The organism is Streptomyces sp. NBC_00683, from assembly GCF_036226745.1.
Taxonomy (GTDB): domain Bacteria; phylum Actinomycetota; class Actinomycetes; order Streptomycetales; family Streptomycetaceae; genus Streptomyces.
The window spans coordinates 5496251-5513167 of record NZ_CP109013.1 but is presented as its reverse complement, the minus strand read 5'-3'; the positions used below and the strand labels follow the sequence as shown (position 1 = coordinate 5513167).

Here is a 16917-nt window from a genome sequence, read left to right as displayed (position 1 = left end):
TCCTGCGGGGGGTGGTGTTTGCGTCTGCACGCTAGCCGCCCCGAACCGGGCAAAAGCCGCTTCCTGGACCTGAGTTGATGTTCTTAGGGTTGGCTTAAGGAGCGCATCGGTGCTGGTTAAAGGTTCAGCCCCGCCCCCGTGACTACGGGAGCTCTGCGTTCCGCCCCGTCACTCCGTGTCGCTGCCGCTTCCCGATCCGCTTCCCGGTGCGCCTGCCCACCCGGTGCCCCCGGCGCCCGCGCTCGGACGGGCCGCCGTCGAGGCCTATCCAGATGCGGACCTCCGTACCGCCGAGCACCGAACGCCCGATCCGCAGATCGCCTCCGGTGGACTCGGCGACCCTGCGCACGATGTCCAGTCCGAGGCCGGTCGAGCCCACGGCGCCCGGACCTTCGCCGCGTCCGGTGGCTCCCCGGGCCAGGGCGGCCTTCGGGTCGGCTATGCCAGGCCCGGCGTCGGAGACCAGGACGAGCACCGCGTCGCCGCTGTGGTGCACATCGACGGCGAACGCGGTGCCCTCCGGGGTGTGCCGGAAGACGTTGCCGAGCAACGCGTCCACTGCGGCGGCCAGTTCGGGCCTGGCGACCGGGATCCGTACCGTACGGTCCACTCCCGCGAGGCGGACCGTACGGCCCTCGTCCTCGGCCAGTGCCGACCAGAAGCCCATGCGCTCGCGGATCACCTCGGACGCGTCGCACCCGGCGCCCGCGCCCGACTGCACGCCCTGGGTCTGGGGGCGCTGTTCCCGGGCGGTACGGATGATCGTGTCGACCTCGCGCTCCAGCTGCTCGACCGCCGCCCGGGTCTGCTCGGCGGCGGGGCCCTCGCCCAGGGACGCGGCGTTGAGCCGGAGCACGGTCAGCGGGGTGCGCAGCCGGTGGGAGAGGTCGGCGGCCAGTTCGCGTTCGTTGGCGAGGAGTTGGACCACCTGGTCCGCCATCGAGTTGAACGCGATTGCGGCGGACCGCAGTTCGGTGGGTCCCTCCTCGGGGACCCGGGTGCCCAGCCTGCCCTCCCCCAGGTTCTGGGCGGCGCCGGCGAGCCGCTGGGCGGGCTCCACCATCCGTACGCCGAGCCGGTCGGCGACCGCCACCGAGCCGACGATCAGCGCGATGCCGACACCCGCCAGCATCAGCCAGGCCGTTCCGACGCCGTTGGAGACCTCGCCCTCGGGTACGAACACCTCGACGACGGCGATGTCTCCCGAGCTCAGCGCGGTGGGCTGGAGCAGCGCGGAGCCGCCCGGGACCTCGGAGATGGAGGCGCGCCCCGACGTCCGTACGGTCTCCAGGTCGTGGCGGGTGGCGCGCCGGGTGCCGATCTCCAGGCGCCGGCTGTCCGGCTCGTCGGCGGCGGGGACGTGGACGGCGAGCCGTCCTCGGCCGCCCGGTTCGGTGGACAGGACCGCGCGGGTCAGTTCCTCGCGGTCGGTGGTGATGGTGAGGGTCGGGCCGATGGTGGCGGCCTGGCGCTCGGCGTCGGAGAAGGCGCGGTCGCGGGCCATTTCCTTGATGACGAGCCCGAGGGGCACCGCGAACGCGATCACGACCATGGCGGTGACGGCCAGGCAGACCTTGACCAGTGCCCACCTCATGCGGGTGGTTCCGGTACGGTCCGCGGCGCCGCCGCGGGGGGTTCGAGTTTGACGCCGACGCCGCGCAGCGTGTGCAGATAGCGCGGCCGTGCGGCTGTCTCACCCAGTTTGCGGCGCAGCCAGGAGAGATGGACGTCGATGGTCTGGTCGTCGCCGTAGGACTGCTGCCAGACCTCGGCCAGCAGTTCCCGGCGCGCGACGACCACTCCGGGGCGCCCGGCGAGGAAGGCCAGCAGGTCGAATTCGCGGCGGGTCAGGTCGAGTGCCGTGCCGTCCAGTTCCGCCTGGCGGCGCAGCGGGTCGATGGAGAGCCCGCCGACCTGGATCACGCGCGGGGACGGGGTCCGGTCGCCGGCGCCGCGGGTGCGGCGCAGCACCGCGGCCATGCGCGCCGACAGGTGCTCCACCGAGAACGGTTTGGTCAGGTAGTCGTCGGCACCGTCGTTGAGCAGCCTGACTATCTCGGCCTCGTCGTCCCGCGCGGTCGCGATGATCACGGGTACGTCGGTGATGGACCGCAGCATCTTCAGCGCCTCGGCGCCGTCGAGGTCGGGCAGCCCGAGATCGAGGATGACCACGTCGAACCGGAAATGCGCCACTTCGCGCAGCGCTTCGAGCGCCGTGCCGACACTCCGTACCGTGTGGGAGGCCTCGGTCAGGTGCCGGATGAGGGCGGAACGTACGAACTGGTCGTCCTCGACCACGAGCACACTAGGCATGGGCGGCACCGTAGCCCATGCGGACGGACCCGGTCCTCTCCGGGACAGCACCGGTACGGGTGGGGCAGGATGTGCCCGATGCAACGAGGACTCGTACACGCGATCGCCTGGTCGCTGTCCACCGGGGCGGCGGTCACGCTGTCGTGGTGGGGTGTGCACACGGTGATGTCCGGGACGGCGTACGACCCTCCGCGCGCCGTGCCGATCTCTGTCGGCGCCCGGACCGAACAGGCGGCGGACGAGCCGGTGTCGTCGTCCACCCACCGCGCCCTTCCCTCGCCCACGCCGAGCGCGAGCGCCTCCCGGACCACGCCACCGCGGTCCCCGCACCCCTCCTCCCGTACTCCGTCGAGCAGTCCGGCCGCCCCGCCGAAGACCTCCGCGCCTGCGGCGGCGTCGTCGGGGGACGTGAAGAGCTATCCGACCCGCGGCGGCCGGGTGGTCCTGGAGCTGGCGAGTGCTTCGGCGAAGCTCGTCTCGGCGACCCCGGAGCAGGGCTGGTCGATGCAGGTGTGGACGAACGCGGAGTGGATCCGGGTGGACTTCAGCGACGGGGGCGGGGCGACCGTCTCCGTCTTCTGCACCTGGAACGGCCATCCGCCGACGGTGCAGGTCGTCGACCAGTAGCAGGCTTACGTGAAGGCGCCGGGCGGCGGGGCGGGGGACGGCTTGGCGCCCTCGTCGGTGACGACGGCGGCGCCGCCCGTGAAGTCGGCGAGTGCCCTGCCGTGTTCGACCCGGCCGGGGTGGGGGTCGCTCGCGACCCGTCGGGTCAGCTCGGCGACGGCGATCGGCAGGTCCGAGGCGACCAGGACCGCGTTCCCGAAGCGGCGGCCCCGCCAGACGGTCGGATCGGCTGCCAGGGCGAGCTCGGGGAAGAGGGAGGCCGCCGTCGCGATCTGGCCGCGGAGGTGGGCGAGCGGCGGACCGTCGGCGAGGTTGGCGGCGTACCGCCCGCCGGGCTTCAGCACCCGGCGTACCTCACCGAGGAATTCGGCGGAGGTGAGGTGGGCGGGGGTACGGGCCCCGCTGAAGACGTCGGCGATGACGAGATCGGCCCAGCCGTCCTGGATCTTGGCGAGTCCGGCGCGGGCATCCGTGGAGCGCACCCGTATCCGGGCCTGCGGGTCCAACGGGAGCTCCCGGCGGACGAGTTGGACGAGGGCCGCGTCGATCTCGACGATCTGCTGGGTGGAGCGGGGGCGGGTCGCCGCGATGTAGCGGGCCAGCGTGAAGGCGCCGCCGCCCAGGTGCACGACCTGGAGGGGCTGGTTCGGGGGCGCACAGAGGTCGATGACGTGACCGAGCCTGCGCTGGTACTCGAACGAGAGGTACGACGGGTCGTCCAGGTCCACATGGGACTGCGGGGCACCGTCCAGCAGCAGGGTCCAGGCACGTGGGCGTTCACGGTCGGGCACGAGCTCGGCGAGACCGCCGTCCACCGTCGCGGCGACGGGCTCCTGCCCGCGTTCGCGCTCCGGGCGCTTCCGGGCGCTCGCACCCTTGGCCGGCGCTCCTCGACGTGCCACGCGCGCTCGTCCTCGCTCACCGGATCGGGCCGGCTCCTGGGTCGGCCGGCGACGGCGGGAGATCCGCCCACCAGGCCATTATGGCCTCAGCGGCAGTTGTCGGCCGCCTCGATGAGCCTGGCGGCCTGGTCGAGAGCGGCCCGCAGCACGGCCGGATCGGTGACCGGGGCGTCCTCGGCGGGCGGCAGGAGCCAGCCGCCGCCGATCACGGGCGGCTCGGCGGGGACGCGCAGTCCCCGGCCGTCCGTCCGCGTACAGGCACTGCCGGGTACGTCCCAGGCGTCGGCGGTACCGGGCGGCACCAGGAATCCGAGGGTGTGGCAGGCTCCGTCGTGCAGGACCGGGCCGACGGCCTCGTGGTCCGCGCCGCGGCGCAGGATGTCCACAGCCTCCAGTCCCTGACGTGCCGGGACGGTGACCAGGTCGCACGGCGCGGTTTCCGGACCGATGTGCAGCATGGGAACCCCATCCTCTCGTCGCGAGGCAGAGCCACGCTCCGCCTCCTCATGGACCAACGCACCGACGGCGTCAAGGGCTACGGCACTACGCCGCCGCAAAGGGTGGCAGTTCATGGCGGATCACGGGCGAGATGTCTCGTTTTGTAGGGAAACGCTGCGTGTGTGACGTGTCACAGCAGGTACGTTCTTGCTCCGCCGGGACACCGGATGCAGGCGCCCGGCTGCACCAGAGAGGGCCCCGCCATGGTGTCGACACGGGCAGTTCCCAACCTCGCGTTCCGGCGGCTGCGCGGTTCGCGGTCCGCCGGGGAGTTCGCGGCGGCGATCCGCAGGGCCGCACGCGAGATCGGGGAACACGTCGCGTGCGACGCCCGGTACATCGGGCGCGTGGAGTCCGGCGAGATCCGCTGTCCCAACTACGCGTACGAACGGGTGTTCCTGCACATGTTCCCGGGGGCGAGCCTGGTGGACCTGGGCTTCTCGGCCCGCGAGAGCGTGCGCGGCCGGGGGGCGCGCACAGGGGCCGCCGCGGCTGTGCCCCTGCCCCCTGAGCTCCACAGCGATATCGACGAGGAGAGCGACGTGCTGCGTCGCGTGTTCATGACGAGCGGTACCACCACGGTGGCAGCCGCGTCCCTGGGCCTGGGCGGCCCGTCCGCCGCCGCAGGCCCCCTGGCCGTGCCCGCACAGCGCCGCGTCGGCGAAGCCGAGGTGAGCGCCGTCGAGAAGGCGGTGCGGCAGATCCGGCTGCTGGACGACCGGCACGGCGCGGACGGGCTGTACCGGCGCGCCTCCCAGCCGCTGCGGGCCGCGTACGCGCTGCTGGACGCCGGCACCGCGAGCCGCCGCAGTACCGCGGACCGGCTGCACTCGGGCGCCGGTGAGCTGGCGATCTCGGTGGGCTGGCTGGCGCACGACTCGGGCCGCTTCGACGACGCGCGCTCGCACTACGCGGAGGCGCTCGCGACGGCGCGGCTGGCCGGGGACGCGGCTCTGGAGGCGCACGCGTTCTGCAACGCGTCGTTCCTGGCCCGGGACACGGGGCGGGCGCGTGAGGCGGTCCGGGCCGCGGAGGCCGGGCAGCGGGTGGCCGGCCCGCTCGGCTCACCGCGGCTGCTGGCCCTGCTCGCCCTGCGGGAGGCGGGCGGACGGGCGTGGCTCGGGGACCGTACCGGGTGCGAGCGGGCCATCGGGCGGGCGCGCACGGCATTCGAGCGGGGGGAGTGCGCGGCGGACCCCGAGTGGATGACCTTCTTCCGCGAGGCGGAGCTGGAGATGCTGGAGGCGCAGTGCTGGTCGGCCCTGGGCGACTGGCCGAGGGCGGCGCGGCACGCGCGGCGGGCCACGCGGCTGCAGGACCCGCACTTCACGCGGAACCTCGCCCTGTACCGGGCGCAGCTGACCGGTGACCTGGCGCGGGCGGGCGCGGCCGACCACGCGGCGACGGCGGGGCACCAGGTGCTGGACCTGCTGGACCGCGTCCAGTCCTCGCGGATCCGGGGGATGCTGGAGAGCGCGGTACGGGTGCTGAGACCGCGGGGCGGGGCGGAGGTCGTGGCGTTCCTGGAGCGGTACGAGGAGCTGCCGCCGGGGCCGGAGCGAGTGCCTTCGGCCGGGTGAGGGGGCCGCCGGGGACGGGGACGTTCTGTCCTCGATCGCCGGACGGGCTCGAATTGGGCCCCGGGCCCCTCACCGGCACCGGGGCGGTTATCGGTCCAGGTGGCCCGTGTCGTTCCAGCGTTCCAGGGCGGGCATTCCGTACGCCCAGCCCAGCACCGACAGTGAGGTCGGCTCAAGCCGGAGGTGCGCGGCGAAGGAGACGTCCTCGCCCAGCCACCGTGCTCCCAGCGCCCGCAGAATGTGCCCGTGGGCGAAGACCAGCACGTCCCGGTCCGCCGAGCGCGCCCAGTCCACGATCTCGTCCGCCCGGCGCGCCAGTCCCGACAGGGTCTCGCCCCCGGGGACACCGTCCCGCCAGATGAGCCAGTCCGGCCGGTCCGCCTTGATCTGCGCCGGGGTCAGGCCCTCGTACTGCCCGTAGTCCCATTCCATCAGCGCGTCCCACGGCTCGGCACGGTCACCGAATCCGGCGATCGCGCACGTCTCGGCGGCCCTGACGAGCGGGCTGGTCCGTACCTCCACCCCGGGCAGGCCGTCCCAGGGCTCCCGGTGCAGGCGTTCCCCGAGCAGCTTGGCGCCCTCGCGGCCCGTGTCGAGGAGGGGAATGTCGGTCCTGCCGGTGTGATTGCCCTGCACGGACCACTGGGTCTGGCCGTGCCGGGCGAGCAGGATTCGCGGTGCCATGACGGCTCTCCCTGAAAAATACTGAGATCTGAAGATCCGAGGACCCTAGGATCTGTTGGGTCCTGGACAGCGGTGTCCGGGACGACGACGGGAACGGCAGCCGGCCGGGGGACGGTGCCGATGAGGTCCCGCTCCATCATCGCGCACCTGCCACGCAGGCAACCTGCGGGGCCGTATCGGCGTCCCTCTCTGCGCACGACCAGGGACGTCCGCGGGGGACGCCCCCCGGGGGAATTCAGGGCAGACGACCGCCGTACGGTTGAACGCCCGCCGTCGACCGCATGAACATGGGGAGAGCTACCGGATGCCGCACGCCACCGCCGCGACACGCTCCTCCGGTCATCGGCCACGCTGGTGGACGGAGCTGCCACTGATCGCGGTGGTGTACGGGCTGTACTCGGCGGGGCGGCTGCTGGTCCGGGGCGACGTGTCGACCGCCGTGGATCACGGGCTCGCGATACTCGACCTGGAGAAGGCGCTCCACCTCAATGCCGAGCACCCGCTCAACCGGCTGCTGACCGCCAACCCGGCCCTGGGGATACCCGCCGACTTCGCCTACGCCTCACTGCACTACCTGGTCACTCCGGCCGTCCTCATATGGATGTTCCGGCGCCGGTCCGCCGCCTACCGGGCGGCCCGCACCTGGCTGATGACCTCCACACTCCTCGGGCTGATCGGCTTCACGCTGATGCCCACCTGCCCGCCCCGGCTGCTCGACGCCCGGTACGGATTCGTCGACACGATGGCCCAGTACAGCGCGCACGGCTGGTGGGGCGCCGGCGCGAGCGCCCCGCGCGGGCTCAGCGGGATGACCAACCAGTACGCGGCGATGCCGAGCCTGCACGTCGGCTGGGCGCTGTGGTGCGGGGTCCTCCTGTGGCGCCACGGGCGCCACCCGCTCATCCGTGCGGCGGGCATCGCGTATCCGCTGATCACGGTGCTCGTGGTGATGGGCACCGCGAACCACTACTTCCTCGACGCGGTCGCCGGCGCCGCCGTGATGGCCGCCGGAGCCCTGCTGACCAGGCCGGTCATCCGGATGGCCGACCGGGTCAAGAGCCGCCTGAGGGCCGTTCTCGCACCGGTCCCCGTTCCTGTGACGGCCAAGAAGTCCACGATTGTCAGTGGCGGATGCAAGACTTCCGCGGGTGAGCGAATCCCCGGCCAGCGGACCTCCTCCGCAGATTCCAGCGGCGCGGCCACCGGCTCCGCAGCCGAAGCCGCCAGCGACGACGCTCCGGCAGCGGCTCGCTGAGCTGCGCGGCCCGTCCGTCGCGCCGCACCCGCTCGACGCACGCGCGCTCGCCGCTCTCGCCGCCAACCCCGGCTGCAAGCGGCGCGCCCTGCTCGACGGCGCCGGGGTCGACAAGGCCGTGCTGGCGACCGCGCTCGGCTCCCCGGCCGCGTTCGGCCAGTCGCAGTTCGCGTTCATCCGGGGCAACGCGTTCGAGGCGAAGGTCAAGGCCGACGGCGGTACGGAGCTGCTGCGCCTGCTGTTCGAGCGGCTCGGCAGCGGAGCGGACGCACCGGGCCGGGCCGCGGTGCCCGATCTGACGGCGGCCGGTCCCGAGGGCCGCGCCGCGCGTACGGCGCTGGCGCTGCGCGAGGCCACCGCGGCGGGCGGCTGGGCGCTGCTCGACCATCCGATGCTGGCCCTGGAGGTGGCGGGCTCGCCTGCCTATCTGGAGCCGGACGCGGTGGTGGTGCACCCGGACGGCACCTGGACGGTCGTCGAGATCAAGTCCTTCCCCATGATCGACAGTTCGGCGGACGCCGCGAAGGTCGGTGCGGCGGCACGTCAGTCCGCCGTGTACGTCCTGGCGCTGGAGCGGATCGCCGCCATGACCGAGGGCGCCCGGGTCGGGCACCGGGTCCTGCTGGTGTGTCCGAGGGACTTCTCCAACCTGCCGACCGCCTCGGTCCTCGACGTACGCAAGCAGCGCGCCGTCACGCGCCGCCAACTGGCCAGGCTGACCCGTATCGAGGACATCGCGGCGGCCCTTCCCGAGGGCACGACGTTCGACCCGGGGTGCTCGGCCGAGGAGCTGGGCACCGCCGTCGAATCGGTGCCCGCCGCCTACGCCCCTGAGTGCCTGGCCGCGTGCGAGCTGGCCTTCCACTGCCGGGCCAAGGCCCGGACGGACGGGGCCGTGGAGGCGCTGGGCCGGAGCGTGCGGGGCGAGCTCGGCGGTCTGACGACGGTCGCCGGGGTGCTGGCCGCGGCGGCCGGCAAGGAGGGCGACCCGGCGGATCCGACGGTGGCGGCCCTGCGCCGGGCCGCGGCCCTGCGCGCGGAGGCCCTGGAGAACGCGAGCGGCGGCGTCCCATGTCGTTGATCAACACCCTGGCCCGGCTGGAGGCCGTGGACAGCGGGCGGGCCCAGCCTCTCACCACCGTGCGCCACCGCCATCTGACCGGCGGCCCGCTCGTACTGGTGCCGCTGACGACGGCCGGTGAGGCGGGCGCGCCCCTCGGGGCCCTCGTGGGGACGGACCGTGAGGCGCCCAGGCTGCTTGCTGTGGCCCAGCCGCGCGACCGCGACCTGCGGTTCGCGTTCCTCGCCGAGCTGGCGGAGGCGGTTCTCCCGCACATCGAGTCGTACGCGGACGTCATCGAACCCGCCGAGCGCAACGAGACCGATCCGGAGACCGGAAAGAAGGTCAAGGTCGAGGTCGAGCTGTGCACGGACGCGCCCCAGCTGATCGTGCCGAGCCGGGCCGGCATCGACTTCGTCCGGCTGCTCGGGCGGTCCATGCGGTTCCGGCGCACCGCCGAGGACGATCCGGACACCCCGTATCCGGCGCCCGCCCGTGTCCCGCTGCTCGGCCGCTGGCTGACGCACTACGGGGAGCGGGCCAGGGTGCCGGGCTCCTCGCTGCTGCTCGCCGCGACCGATCTGCTGAACCGGCACTGGGCGACGGGGCAGAGCAGCCTGGAGGACCAGCATCTCGGGGCGCTGCTGGCCTGGATCGACCCGCCGGACGGCGAGTCGGGGGCGTCGGCCGCGCTCCGTGCGGAGCTGCTGCGGGACCGGGCCGGCCAGCTGGTCGTCCCGCCGGCGGGACCGGCCACGGACCCGGCGTTCGACAACAGGCTGCTCGCGCCCGCGATCGAGAAGTACGACCGGGCGCGCACGGCGCTGGCCGCCGCGGAGGACGGCCTCGCCGCCGATGCCCGGCTGGGTGAGCTGAGCAGTGCCGAGCGGGAGATCAGGTCGCTGCTCGCCGGGGTGCTGCTGCCCACGTGGGACGCGGTGTGGCGGGGGCTCGACCTGCTGCGGGAGCTGCCGGAGGGGGCCAGGGCCGAGGACCGGTGGACCCGGGACCGCTGGTCGTTCACCGCTCACCGGGACCGGGTGCGGGCGGGCGAGCCGCCGCAGCCGCGGCGGGACGATGCGGTGACGGCGGCGCAGAAGCTGGCCTCGCGGGAGACGGCGCAGGCGCAGCTGGAGGCGCAGGAGGCGCTGGACGATCCGCTGGTGCTCGCGGGGCGGCGGCTGGCGGGCGAGGCGTTCGTCGGCGAGGTGACGGACGTGGAGATGACGTACAGCGAGTCGAAGCGGCCCTCGCCGCGCCCGCTGGTCACGGTCCGTACGGATGAGCGCCCGCATCTCGGTGAGCGGACGAAGGTGTACCGCTCACTGGACGGAAAGCCGCAGACGGCGGAGTTCGTGGGGTACGGCTCCGACGGGTCCGCCGACGGAGAGGGCACCGACCGGGAAACCGCGGACGGGGTGTCCGCGGACAAGGTGTCCGCGGACGGGCAGGACACCGGCGCGGTCCTTCTCGTCCTGCGAATCACGGACCGCATGGGGCGCGGCAAGGAGCCCGCCCCCGGTTCCGTGCCGGAGCCGGGCGACCGGATCGCGTGGACGCTCTTCGAGCACGATCAGCGAAGCGGCCCGAAGCTGCCGGACCCGGAGGACACCCCGTGGACCCACGGCGGTCCGCCGGGCACCGGTGACGGGCATGCCGAGAAGCCCGACCCCGTGACCGCGGAGGACCTCCTGTGACTGTCATTTTCGATCCGGGTGCCGCAGCGGCGCAGGCGACCGACGCGATCCTCGGCGACACCCTGCGGGGTACGGCGCGCGGCATCGTGGTGGATTCGCCGCCGGGTGCCGGGAAGTCGACGCTGGTGGTGCGGGCGGCGCTCGAGCTGGCCGCGGCGGGCCGCCCGCTGATGGTGATCGCGCAGACGAACGCCCAGGTGGACGATCTGGTGGTCCGGCTGGCGGAGAAGGCCCCGGATCTGCCGGTGGGCCGTCTGCACAGCAGCGACTCCGATCCGTACGACAAGGTCCTGGACGGTTTCGCGCAGGTGCGGAAGTCGGCGAAGGCGGCGGATCTGGCCGGTCTCGACATCGTCATCTCCACGGCCGCCAAGTGGGCGCACGTGAAGAACGTCGAGCCGTGGGGGCACGCGATCGTCGACGAGGCGTACCAGATGCGCTCGGACGCGCTGCTGGCCGTGGCCGGGCTGTTCGAGCGGGCGCTGTTCGTCGGGGATCCGGGTCAGCTGGACCCGTTCTCGATCGTCGGTGCGGACCAGTGGGCGGGACTGTCGTACGACCCGTCGGCGAGCGCGGTGGCCACGCTGCTCGCGCACAATCCGGAGCTGCCGCAGCACCGGCTGCCGGTGTCGTGGCGGCTGCCCGCGTCGGCGGCACCGTTGGTGTCGGACGCGTTCTACCCGTACACGCCGTTCCGCAGCGGTACGGATCACGGCGACCGCCGGCTGTCCTTCGGTGTCCCTTCGGACGGTTCCGGGCCCGACCGGGTGCTGGACGTGGCGGCGGAGTCGGGCTGGGGGCTGCTGGAGCTCCCGGCCCGCCACACCCCGCGTACCGATCCGGAGGCGGTACGGGCGGTGGCCTTGGTGGTCCGCCGGCTGCTGGACCGGGGCGGCGCCGCGACGAGTGAGCGTGCGCCTGATCCGGTCCCGGTGACGGCGGACCGGGTCGCGGTCGGCACGGCGCACCGCGACCAGGCGGCGGCGGTGCGGGCGGCGCTCGCCGAGCTGGGTGTGACCGGCGTGGCGGTGGACACGGCGAACCGCCTCCAGGGGCGCGAGTTCGATGTGACGGTGGTCCTGCACCCGCTGTCGGGCCGCCCGGACGCCACGGCGTTCCATCTGGAGACGGGCCGCCTGTGCGTGCTGGCCTCCCGGCACCGTCACGCCTGCATCGTGGTGTGCCGTGCGGGGGTGGCGGATCTGCTGGACGAGCACCCTTCGACGGAGCCGGTCCAGCTGGGTGTGACGGTGAAGTTCCCCGACGGGTGGGAGGCGATGCAGTCCACGTGGGAGCTCTGGTCGAACCACCGCGTTCCGTGGCGGCCGTGAGTCCGTGGGGCCCCGCACGCATCGCGGGCCCCGATCGTGGGAAGCGCTCTTGCGCCGGGCTGGACAATGGAAGGTGGCCGTCCGGCCGTACGAGGAAGGAACATCACATGGCACAACCCGAGCGGAACGAGCGGCAGAGGCTGCGTCCCGCACCGCTGCTCTTCGAGCCGTCGGAGGCGGCGGCGGACCCGGAGCACTTCTTCGACCTGGAGTCGATGGACGACCCGAAGGAGCTGCTGGCCCGCGCGACCGAGCTGACGCTCGCGTTCCGGGCCGCGACCGACCGGGCCGTGGAGTTCCAGGCCGTGGCCGCCGCCCAGCTCGCCGATCCGCGCAGGTTCGACCGGCTCACCCCGGCGGACATAGCGGCCCGCGCGGAGTGGACCGAGGATTATGCCAAGAAGATGATCGAGTTCGGCCGGTCCCTGCTGGACGATCCCAGGCCCTGACGCCCCAAGGGCTCTTCGTCACTCCGGGTACAGCCTCTGGCATATGCCGTCGGGCAAGATACTCCTTCGGGGCCCGCCCTGTCCGGCTTTCGGCAACTCTCGGAAACAGTACCGTCACTGCCGGTAGACCTGTCGTCATGAGCGCATGGCTGAAAGACGAAACGACCCTGCACACCGGTGCCACCCCGCGCCACGGCGTCGACATCTTCGCCCTGCTGCGGGACCGCACGGGCGACCGGGCAGCCGATGACAGGGCGGCCCAGGTCACCGCATCGGGAGCCGCCTGGCTCGCCGGCGCCTCGGCCTACCCGCGCAGCACGCTCTCCCAGTGGGAGGCCCGCCCCGGCTCCCCCGGCGTCCTGCCCTGCGGCTCCGCCTTCGACGTGGTGAACGTGCCCGCGCTGTTCGGCCGGCGGATGCTGGAGCAGCTCTGGGCCGAGGGCCCGGGCTCAGGCCCCGTGGCCACGCACCGCGGGCGGATGCTGCTGTTCGCCGCTCCCGGCACCGCCCAGCGGCTGCCGTCACTGCTGGCCTGGGAGGAATGGGGCACCGGCAGCACGTCCGGCAGCGCCGGAGGCTCACAGAGGCACCACGGATCCATGCCCCCGCTGCTCTGTCATGGCGCCGGTGACGCGGTCACGGTCCCGCCCCTGGTCGGCGGTTCCGGCAGCGGCCCCCGCTGGCTCGTCGCCCCCGATACGCGCAACCCGTGGCTTCCGGGCCCGGACGTTCTGCTCTGGGCCTGTGTACGGGTGGGCAGGTCGGCGGCCCCGTCGACCACCGGGAATTCGATTTTTCCTCCGGCCGATCCGGGTGCTAATGTCTACGACGTCAGCAGGCGCCGTTAGCTCAGTTGGTTAGAGCAGCTGACTCTTAATCAGCGGGTCCGGGGTTCGAGTCCCTGACGGCGCACAGACAGAAGAAGCCCCCTCGCGCGAGCGAGGGGGCTTCTTCGTGCGTGCTCCCGGCGGCCGGCTCCGGGCCAGGGGCTCGGGGCCTCAGGTGCCGGTGGTGATCCGTACCGTCCAGGCGCCGGACCGCGTCCGGTCGGCGACCTCGATCCGGGTGCGCTCGCCGGGCACGCTGTAGCGCTCGCCCTCGCGGAGCGGGGCGTCCGCGAGCGGCGGGTAGACCGAGCGCTCCCAGCAGGCGTCCGAGTCCGGGTGGGTGTCCAGCACCTCGATCGGGCCGCCGCCGGAGGGCGTGTGGTTGTGGATGCGGTAGATCAGCACGCCTTCGGTGCAGGTCCCCCGGTCGTTCCCGGTGGCGCTGCGGGCCTCGACGGCCAGCGCGCTGTCCGGGCCGGTCCTGATGACGGCGAGCCGGGTCCCGATGGATCCGCCGGGCACGGGTACCGCGGCCATGGGTTCGAGGGTCAGGTCGGCACTGCCCTGCACACAGACGACCTGGCCGCGGTCGAGCCAGCCGAGCTTCCACTTGTGCCAGCCGAACAGATCCGGGGAGAGTCCGAACTGGCTGCCCATCACGTCCCAGTCGCCGACGTATGTGTCCCAGTCGCCCTTGCCGTCCTCGGGCCGGTGGTAGAGGTCCGCCAGGTCGAAGACGTGTCCGGTCTCGTGGGCGAGGACGTTGCGGTCCGGCGGGTGCTCCTCGAAGACGGTGACCACACGCTTGATGTCCGTGCCGTCGGCGCGCAGCGGCCGGTCGAAGTTGACGACCTTCGTGGCGTCGGAGTCGACGCCGGGCGCGTCCGGGTCGGCGACGAGATAGACGATGTCGTACGCGGAGAAGTCGACCTGGTCGTCGACGGCATCGATCGCGTCGCGCAGGTAGGCGGTGCGCTGCTCGGATCCCCAGTCGCGCTGTATGCCGTACCAGGTGGAGGGGTGCGGCATCCGGGTCCACTGCTGCTGGGGGTGGGCGCGGAGGGTGAACTTCCCGTACGAGGCCCGCTTGAAGAAGCGGGTGGTCGAGGGGAAGTAGTCGGCGGCGAGCACGGCGGGGGTGACGGCGGGCTCGGAGTCCGGGAACGAGAGGAAGACCATGACCGCGTCGAGGCTGCGGTCGGGGCGCGGGTAGGCGTCGTTCCAGGTGTCCAGGCCGAGCGAGTGGTGCGCCCCGGTCCTGGGCAGGGCGCACGGGCTCGCGTCGCGCGAGGCCGCCACGGCGGGTCCGGCGACGAGTCCGGTGGCGGCGAGCGCCAGGAGAGAGGTGAGTGCGGCCGCCGCACTGCGCAGACTCGGCCTCTCCACTCCCCCGGGTCTGTGCTGACGCGGCACATCTACCTCCGGGTGGCGAATGCGGGACATCCCCCTCACCCTGTGCCGATTCGGTGCCGTACGCCCTGTTGTGCTGCCCCACTCGGGTAAGCGTGAAGGGGACAGCGAAGGGGACAGCCTCACCCTTCACTCACAGACAGTCACAATCAATCACCTCAGCAGCACGCCAGAACAGATCCGCACAGAAACAATCAGTAGCGGGCAAAGAGGGTTGCTGGGTTCCGCGTGGGCCATACGCGTACGGCGGGCCCGAAACCGCGGACGCGCTGGAACGCCCGACGCGCCACCATCTATGCTTCACCTCGCTTTCCTGCGTGGTTTCCGCCTCTGGCACGGGCGCTCCACCCGATGACCCCTGTCCGACCCTCCGACCGATATCTGTTCACGACAATCTGCACAGCGGGAGCGAGCGGTGAGCGGAACGTCCGAAGGGCCGATGCCCCCGGCGGGCACGGCACCCGACACCGGGCAACCCATGGTCACGGAGCGTGACAGTTCCGACGTGGATCGCGCCGAGCTGCGCGACTACCGTTCCGCGTTCCAGGTGGCCGCACTCCCCATGGCCGTCGTCGACCGTCACGGCCAGGTCGTCCGGGCGAACGAGGCGCTGGGTGGGCTGCTCGGCACCGAGCCCGGGGTCCTGGCCCGGCAGTCGGCGGCCGATCTCGTCGACCTCGCGTCCGACCGCCGCACCTGGCAGGCATACCGCGAGGTCCTGGGCGGCAGCCGCTCGCGGCTGCGCTGCACCCGGCGGCTGAAGCATCCCGACGGCCGGTCCCTGTGGGCCGAGATCACCGTCGTGCCGATGGCCGGTCCGCCGGCCGGTGGGGGCAGCGACGGTGTGCTGCTGTCCGTCGCCGACATCAGCGACCGGCGCGAACTGCAGAACCGGCTGCGCCACCTCCAGATGCACGATCCGGTGACCCGGCTGCCCAACCGGACGCTGTTCTTCGAACGCCTCTCCACCGCACTGGAAGGCCCGCCGTTCCAGGACGACTCGCTGCCGCGGCACGGCCGGATCGGGCTCTGCTACCTGGACCTCGACGGCTTCAAGGCGGTCAACGACACCCTGGGGCACCGGGCCGGCGACCGGCTGCTGGCCGCCGTCGCCACCCGGCTCACCGACTGCGCGGAGGCCGACGGCTTCGACCGCAGCGGCAGCCATCTGGTGGCGCGCCTGGGCGGTGACGAGTTCGCGATCCTGGTCGAGGACTCGGCGGGTACGCATCAGCTCACCGAGCTCGCGCGCTCGGTGCTCAACGCCCTCCAGCAGCCCTTCGACCTGGCCGGACAGCGGCTGTCCGTCTCCGCGTCGATCGGGGTGGTGGAGCGGGCCTCGGCAGGCACCTCCCCCACCGGTCTGATGCAGGCCGCCGACACCACGCTCTACTGGGCCAAGGCGGACGGCAAGGCGCGCTGGACGCTCTTCGACCCCGAGCGCAACGCCCACCGGATGACCCGTCAGGCACTGTCCTCCACGCTCCGGCCCGCCGTCGAGCGCGGCGAGTTCACCCTGGAGTACCAGCCGCTCGTCTGCATGGCCGACGAGGTCGTACGGGGCGTGGAGGCCCTGGTCCGGTGGAATCACCCGCAGTTCGGGATGCTGCCGCCGAACAGGTTCGTCTCGATCGCCGAGGAGGACGGCACGATCGTCCAGCTCGGCCGCTGGGTGCTGCGCACGGCATGCCGCCAGGCCCGCCGCTGGCAGGTGGAACACCCCGGCGAGCCACCGCTGTTCATCAGCGTCAACGTCGCGGTGCGCCAGCTGCGGGACTCCGATCTGGTCGCCGATGTGGCGGAGATCCTCGCCGAGACCGGTCTCGCACCGGGGCTGCTGCAACTGGAGCTGACCGAGTCCGCCGTGATGGGGTCATCGGGCCGGCCGCTGCGGGTCCTTCAGGCGCTCAGCGACATGGGTGTCCGCATCGCGATCGACGACTTCGGCACCGGCTACTCCAACCTCGCCTATCTGAGCCGGCTGCCCGTCTCCGTACTCAAGCTGGACGGCTCCTTCGTACGCGGCTTCCGTTACGAGGACGGCGCGCACCCCAGCCCCGCCGACGAGACCATCGTCGAGGCCATGGTGCAGCTGGCGCACCGCCTGGGCCTGACGGTCACCGCGGAGTGCGTGGAGACGTCGGGCCAGGCGGAGCGGCTGCGGCGGATCGGCTGCGACACCGGGCAGGGCTGGCTCTACTCCCGTGCGGTCGCCCCGGAGCGCATCGCCGAACTGATCGGCACCCGGGCGCTGGAGGTCTGAGCCGGGCAGCCGGGCCGGACC

The 16917-nt window shown here is 72.8% G+C and carries 15 protein-coding genes and 1 tRNA gene; 10 read left to right on the top strand and 6 right to left on the bottom strand.

Features of this window, described 5'->3' with window-relative positions; all coding sequences use genetic code 11:
- Window positions 1-142: 142 nt before the first annotated feature.
- Both OG257_RS24655 and OG257_RS24650 read right to left on the bottom strand, forming a co-directional pair.
- Window positions 143-1594: a HAMP domain-containing sensor histidine kinase gene (locus tag OG257_RS24655; protein ID WP_329210802.1), complete on the bottom strand. Its 1452-nt coding sequence runs from the start codon at window positions 1592-1594 to the stop codon at window positions 143-145.
- The gene (locus OG257_RS24650; protein ID WP_329210800.1) at window positions 1591-2313 is read right to left on the bottom strand and encodes a response regulator transcription factor; all 723 of its coding nucleotides are present in this window, start codon (window positions 2311-2313) and stop codon (window positions 1591-1593) included. Before OG257_RS24650 ends, OG257_RS24655 begins: the two co-directional genes overlap by 4 nt.
- A 78-nt stretch (window positions 2314-2391) precedes the next feature.
- Between OG257_RS24650 and OG257_RS24645 the strand changes: the two genes are divergently transcribed.
- Window positions 2392-2940 (top strand): hypothetical protein, encoded by a 549-nt coding sequence (locus OG257_RS24645; RefSeq protein WP_329210798.1) that lies wholly within the window; start codon window positions 2392-2394, stop codon window positions 2938-2940.
- 5 nt (window positions 2941-2945) lie between these two features.
- On the opposite strand, the gene OG257_RS24640 is transcribed toward OG257_RS24645, so the two are convergent.
- On the bottom strand, window positions 2946-3842 hold the full coding sequence (locus tag OG257_RS24640) for a spermidine synthase (protein ID WP_329210796.1): 897 nt from the start codon (window positions 3840-3842) through the stop codon (window positions 2946-2948).
- 86 nt (window positions 3843-3928) lie between these two features.
- The gene (locus tag OG257_RS24635; protein WP_329210795.1) at window positions 3929-4300 is read right to left on the bottom strand and encodes a hypothetical protein; all 372 of its coding nucleotides are present in this window, start codon (window positions 4298-4300) and stop codon (window positions 3929-3931) included.
- Between the two features lie 243 nt (window positions 4301-4543).
- Here OG257_RS24635 and OG257_RS24630 point away from each other — a divergent pair, with 243 nt between their 5' ends.
- The gene (locus tag OG257_RS24630) at window positions 4544-5920 is read left to right on the top strand and encodes a tetratricopeptide repeat protein (protein ID WP_329210793.1); all 1377 of its coding nucleotides are present in this window, start codon (window positions 4544-4546) and stop codon (window positions 5918-5920) included.
- Between the two features lie 87 nt (window positions 5921-6007).
- Here OG257_RS24630 and OG257_RS24625 read toward each other — a convergent pair whose 3' ends face one another.
- Complete coding sequence (locus OG257_RS24625) at window positions 6008-6604, bottom strand: histidine phosphatase family protein (RefSeq protein WP_329210792.1); 597 nt, start codon at window positions 6602-6604, stop codon at window positions 6008-6010.
- A gap of 304 nt (window positions 6605-6908) precedes the next feature.
- Here OG257_RS24625 and OG257_RS24620 point away from each other — a divergent pair, with 304 nt between their 5' ends.
- From OG257_RS24620 to OG257_RS24590, 7 genes are all read left to right on the top strand, one after another.
- Window positions 6909-7859 carry a phosphatase PAP2 family protein gene (locus tag OG257_RS24620; protein ID WP_329210790.1) on the top strand — a complete coding sequence of 317 codons (951 nt, stop codon included), beginning with the start codon at window positions 6909-6911 and terminating at the stop codon, window positions 7857-7859.
- Window positions 7753-8940, top strand: coding sequence for a hypothetical protein (locus OG257_RS24615; RefSeq protein ID WP_329210788.1), 1188 nt, complete (start codon window positions 7753-7755; stop codon window positions 8938-8940). The genes OG257_RS24620 and OG257_RS24615 overlap by 107 nt, the downstream gene beginning before the upstream one ends.
- Window positions 8931-10616, top strand: coding sequence for a hypothetical protein (locus OG257_RS24610; RefSeq protein ID WP_329210786.1), 1686 nt, complete (start codon window positions 8931-8933; stop codon window positions 10614-10616). The genes OG257_RS24615 and OG257_RS24610 overlap by 10 nt, the downstream gene beginning before the upstream one ends.
- A complete protein-coding gene (locus OG257_RS24605) occupies window positions 10613-11947 on the top strand; it encodes an AAA domain-containing protein (RefSeq protein WP_329210784.1) in 1335 nt (444 codons plus the stop codon). Before OG257_RS24610 ends, OG257_RS24605 begins: the two co-directional genes overlap by 4 nt.
- A 107-nt stretch (window positions 11948-12054) precedes the next feature.
- Window positions 12055-12396: a hypothetical protein gene (locus OG257_RS24600; protein WP_329210782.1), complete on the top strand. Its 342-nt coding sequence runs from the start codon at window positions 12055-12057 to the stop codon at window positions 12394-12396.
- A gap of 137 nt (window positions 12397-12533) precedes the next feature.
- On the top strand, window positions 12534-13244 hold the full coding sequence (locus OG257_RS24595; protein ID WP_329210781.1) for a hypothetical protein: 711 nt from the start codon (window positions 12534-12536) through the stop codon (window positions 13242-13244).
- Window positions 13235-13308, top strand: a tRNA-Lys gene (locus OG257_RS24590). Before OG257_RS24595 ends, OG257_RS24590 begins: the two co-directional genes overlap by 10 nt.
- 86 nt (window positions 13309-13394) lie before the next feature.
- On the opposite strand, the gene OG257_RS24585 is transcribed toward OG257_RS24590, so the two are convergent.
- Window positions 13395-14666 (bottom strand): M6 family metalloprotease domain-containing protein, encoded by a 1272-nt coding sequence (locus OG257_RS24585; RefSeq protein WP_443054476.1) that lies wholly within the window; start codon window positions 14664-14666, stop codon window positions 13395-13397.
- A 382-nt stretch (window positions 14667-15048) separates the two neighbouring features.
- Between OG257_RS24585 and OG257_RS24580 the strand changes: the two genes are divergently transcribed.
- The gene (locus OG257_RS24580) at window positions 15049-16896 is read left to right on the top strand and encodes a putative bifunctional diguanylate cyclase/phosphodiesterase (RefSeq protein WP_329210779.1); all 1848 of its coding nucleotides are present in this window, start codon (window positions 15049-15051) and stop codon (window positions 16894-16896) included.
- The last annotated feature ends 21 nt before the right edge of the window (window positions 16897-16917 follow it).

What these genes read in the sequence shown, in the direction of transcription:
- OG257_RS24610 (WP_329210786.1), top strand. Translation starts at nt 8,931, where the DNA reads ATGTCGTTGATCAACACCCTGGCCCGGCTGGAGGCCGTGGACAGCGGG.
- OG257_RS24595 (WP_329210781.1), top strand. Translation starts at nt 12,534, where the DNA reads ATGAGCGCATGGCTGAAAGACGAAACGACCCTGCACACCGGTGCCACC.
- OG257_RS24645 (WP_329210798.1), top strand. Translation starts at nt 2,392, where the DNA reads ATGCAACGAGGACTCGTACACGCGATCGCCTGGTCGCTGTCCACCGGG.
- OG257_RS24630 (WP_329210793.1), top strand. Translation starts at nt 4,544, where the DNA reads ATGGTGTCGACACGGGCAGTTCCCAACCTCGCGTTCCGGCGGCTGCGC.
- OG257_RS24650 (WP_329210800.1), bottom strand. Translation starts at nt 2,313, where the DNA reads ATGCCTAGTGTGCTCGTGGTCGAGGACGACCAGTTCGTACGTTCCGCC.
- OG257_RS24620 (WP_329210790.1), top strand. Translation starts at nt 6,909, where the DNA reads ATGCCGCACGCCACCGCCGCGACACGCTCCTCCGGTCATCGGCCACGC.
- OG257_RS24625 (WP_329210792.1), bottom strand. Translation starts at nt 6,604, where the DNA reads ATGGCACCGCGAATCCTGCTCGCCCGGCACGGCCAGACCCAGTGGTCC.
- OG257_RS24585 (WP_443054476.1), bottom strand. Translation starts at nt 14,666, where the DNA reads ATGTCCCGCATTCGCCACCCGGAGGTAGATGTGCCGCGTCAGCACAGA.
- OG257_RS24635 (WP_329210795.1), bottom strand. Translation starts at nt 4,300, where the DNA reads ATGCTGCACATCGGTCCGGAAACCGCGCCGTGCGACCTGGTCACCGTC.
- OG257_RS24600 (WP_329210782.1), top strand. Translation starts at nt 12,055, where the DNA reads ATGGCACAACCCGAGCGGAACGAGCGGCAGAGGCTGCGTCCCGCACCG.
- OG257_RS24655 (WP_329210802.1), bottom strand. Translation starts at nt 1,594, where the DNA reads ATGAGGTGGGCACTGGTCAAGGTCTGCCTGGCCGTCACCGCCATGGTC.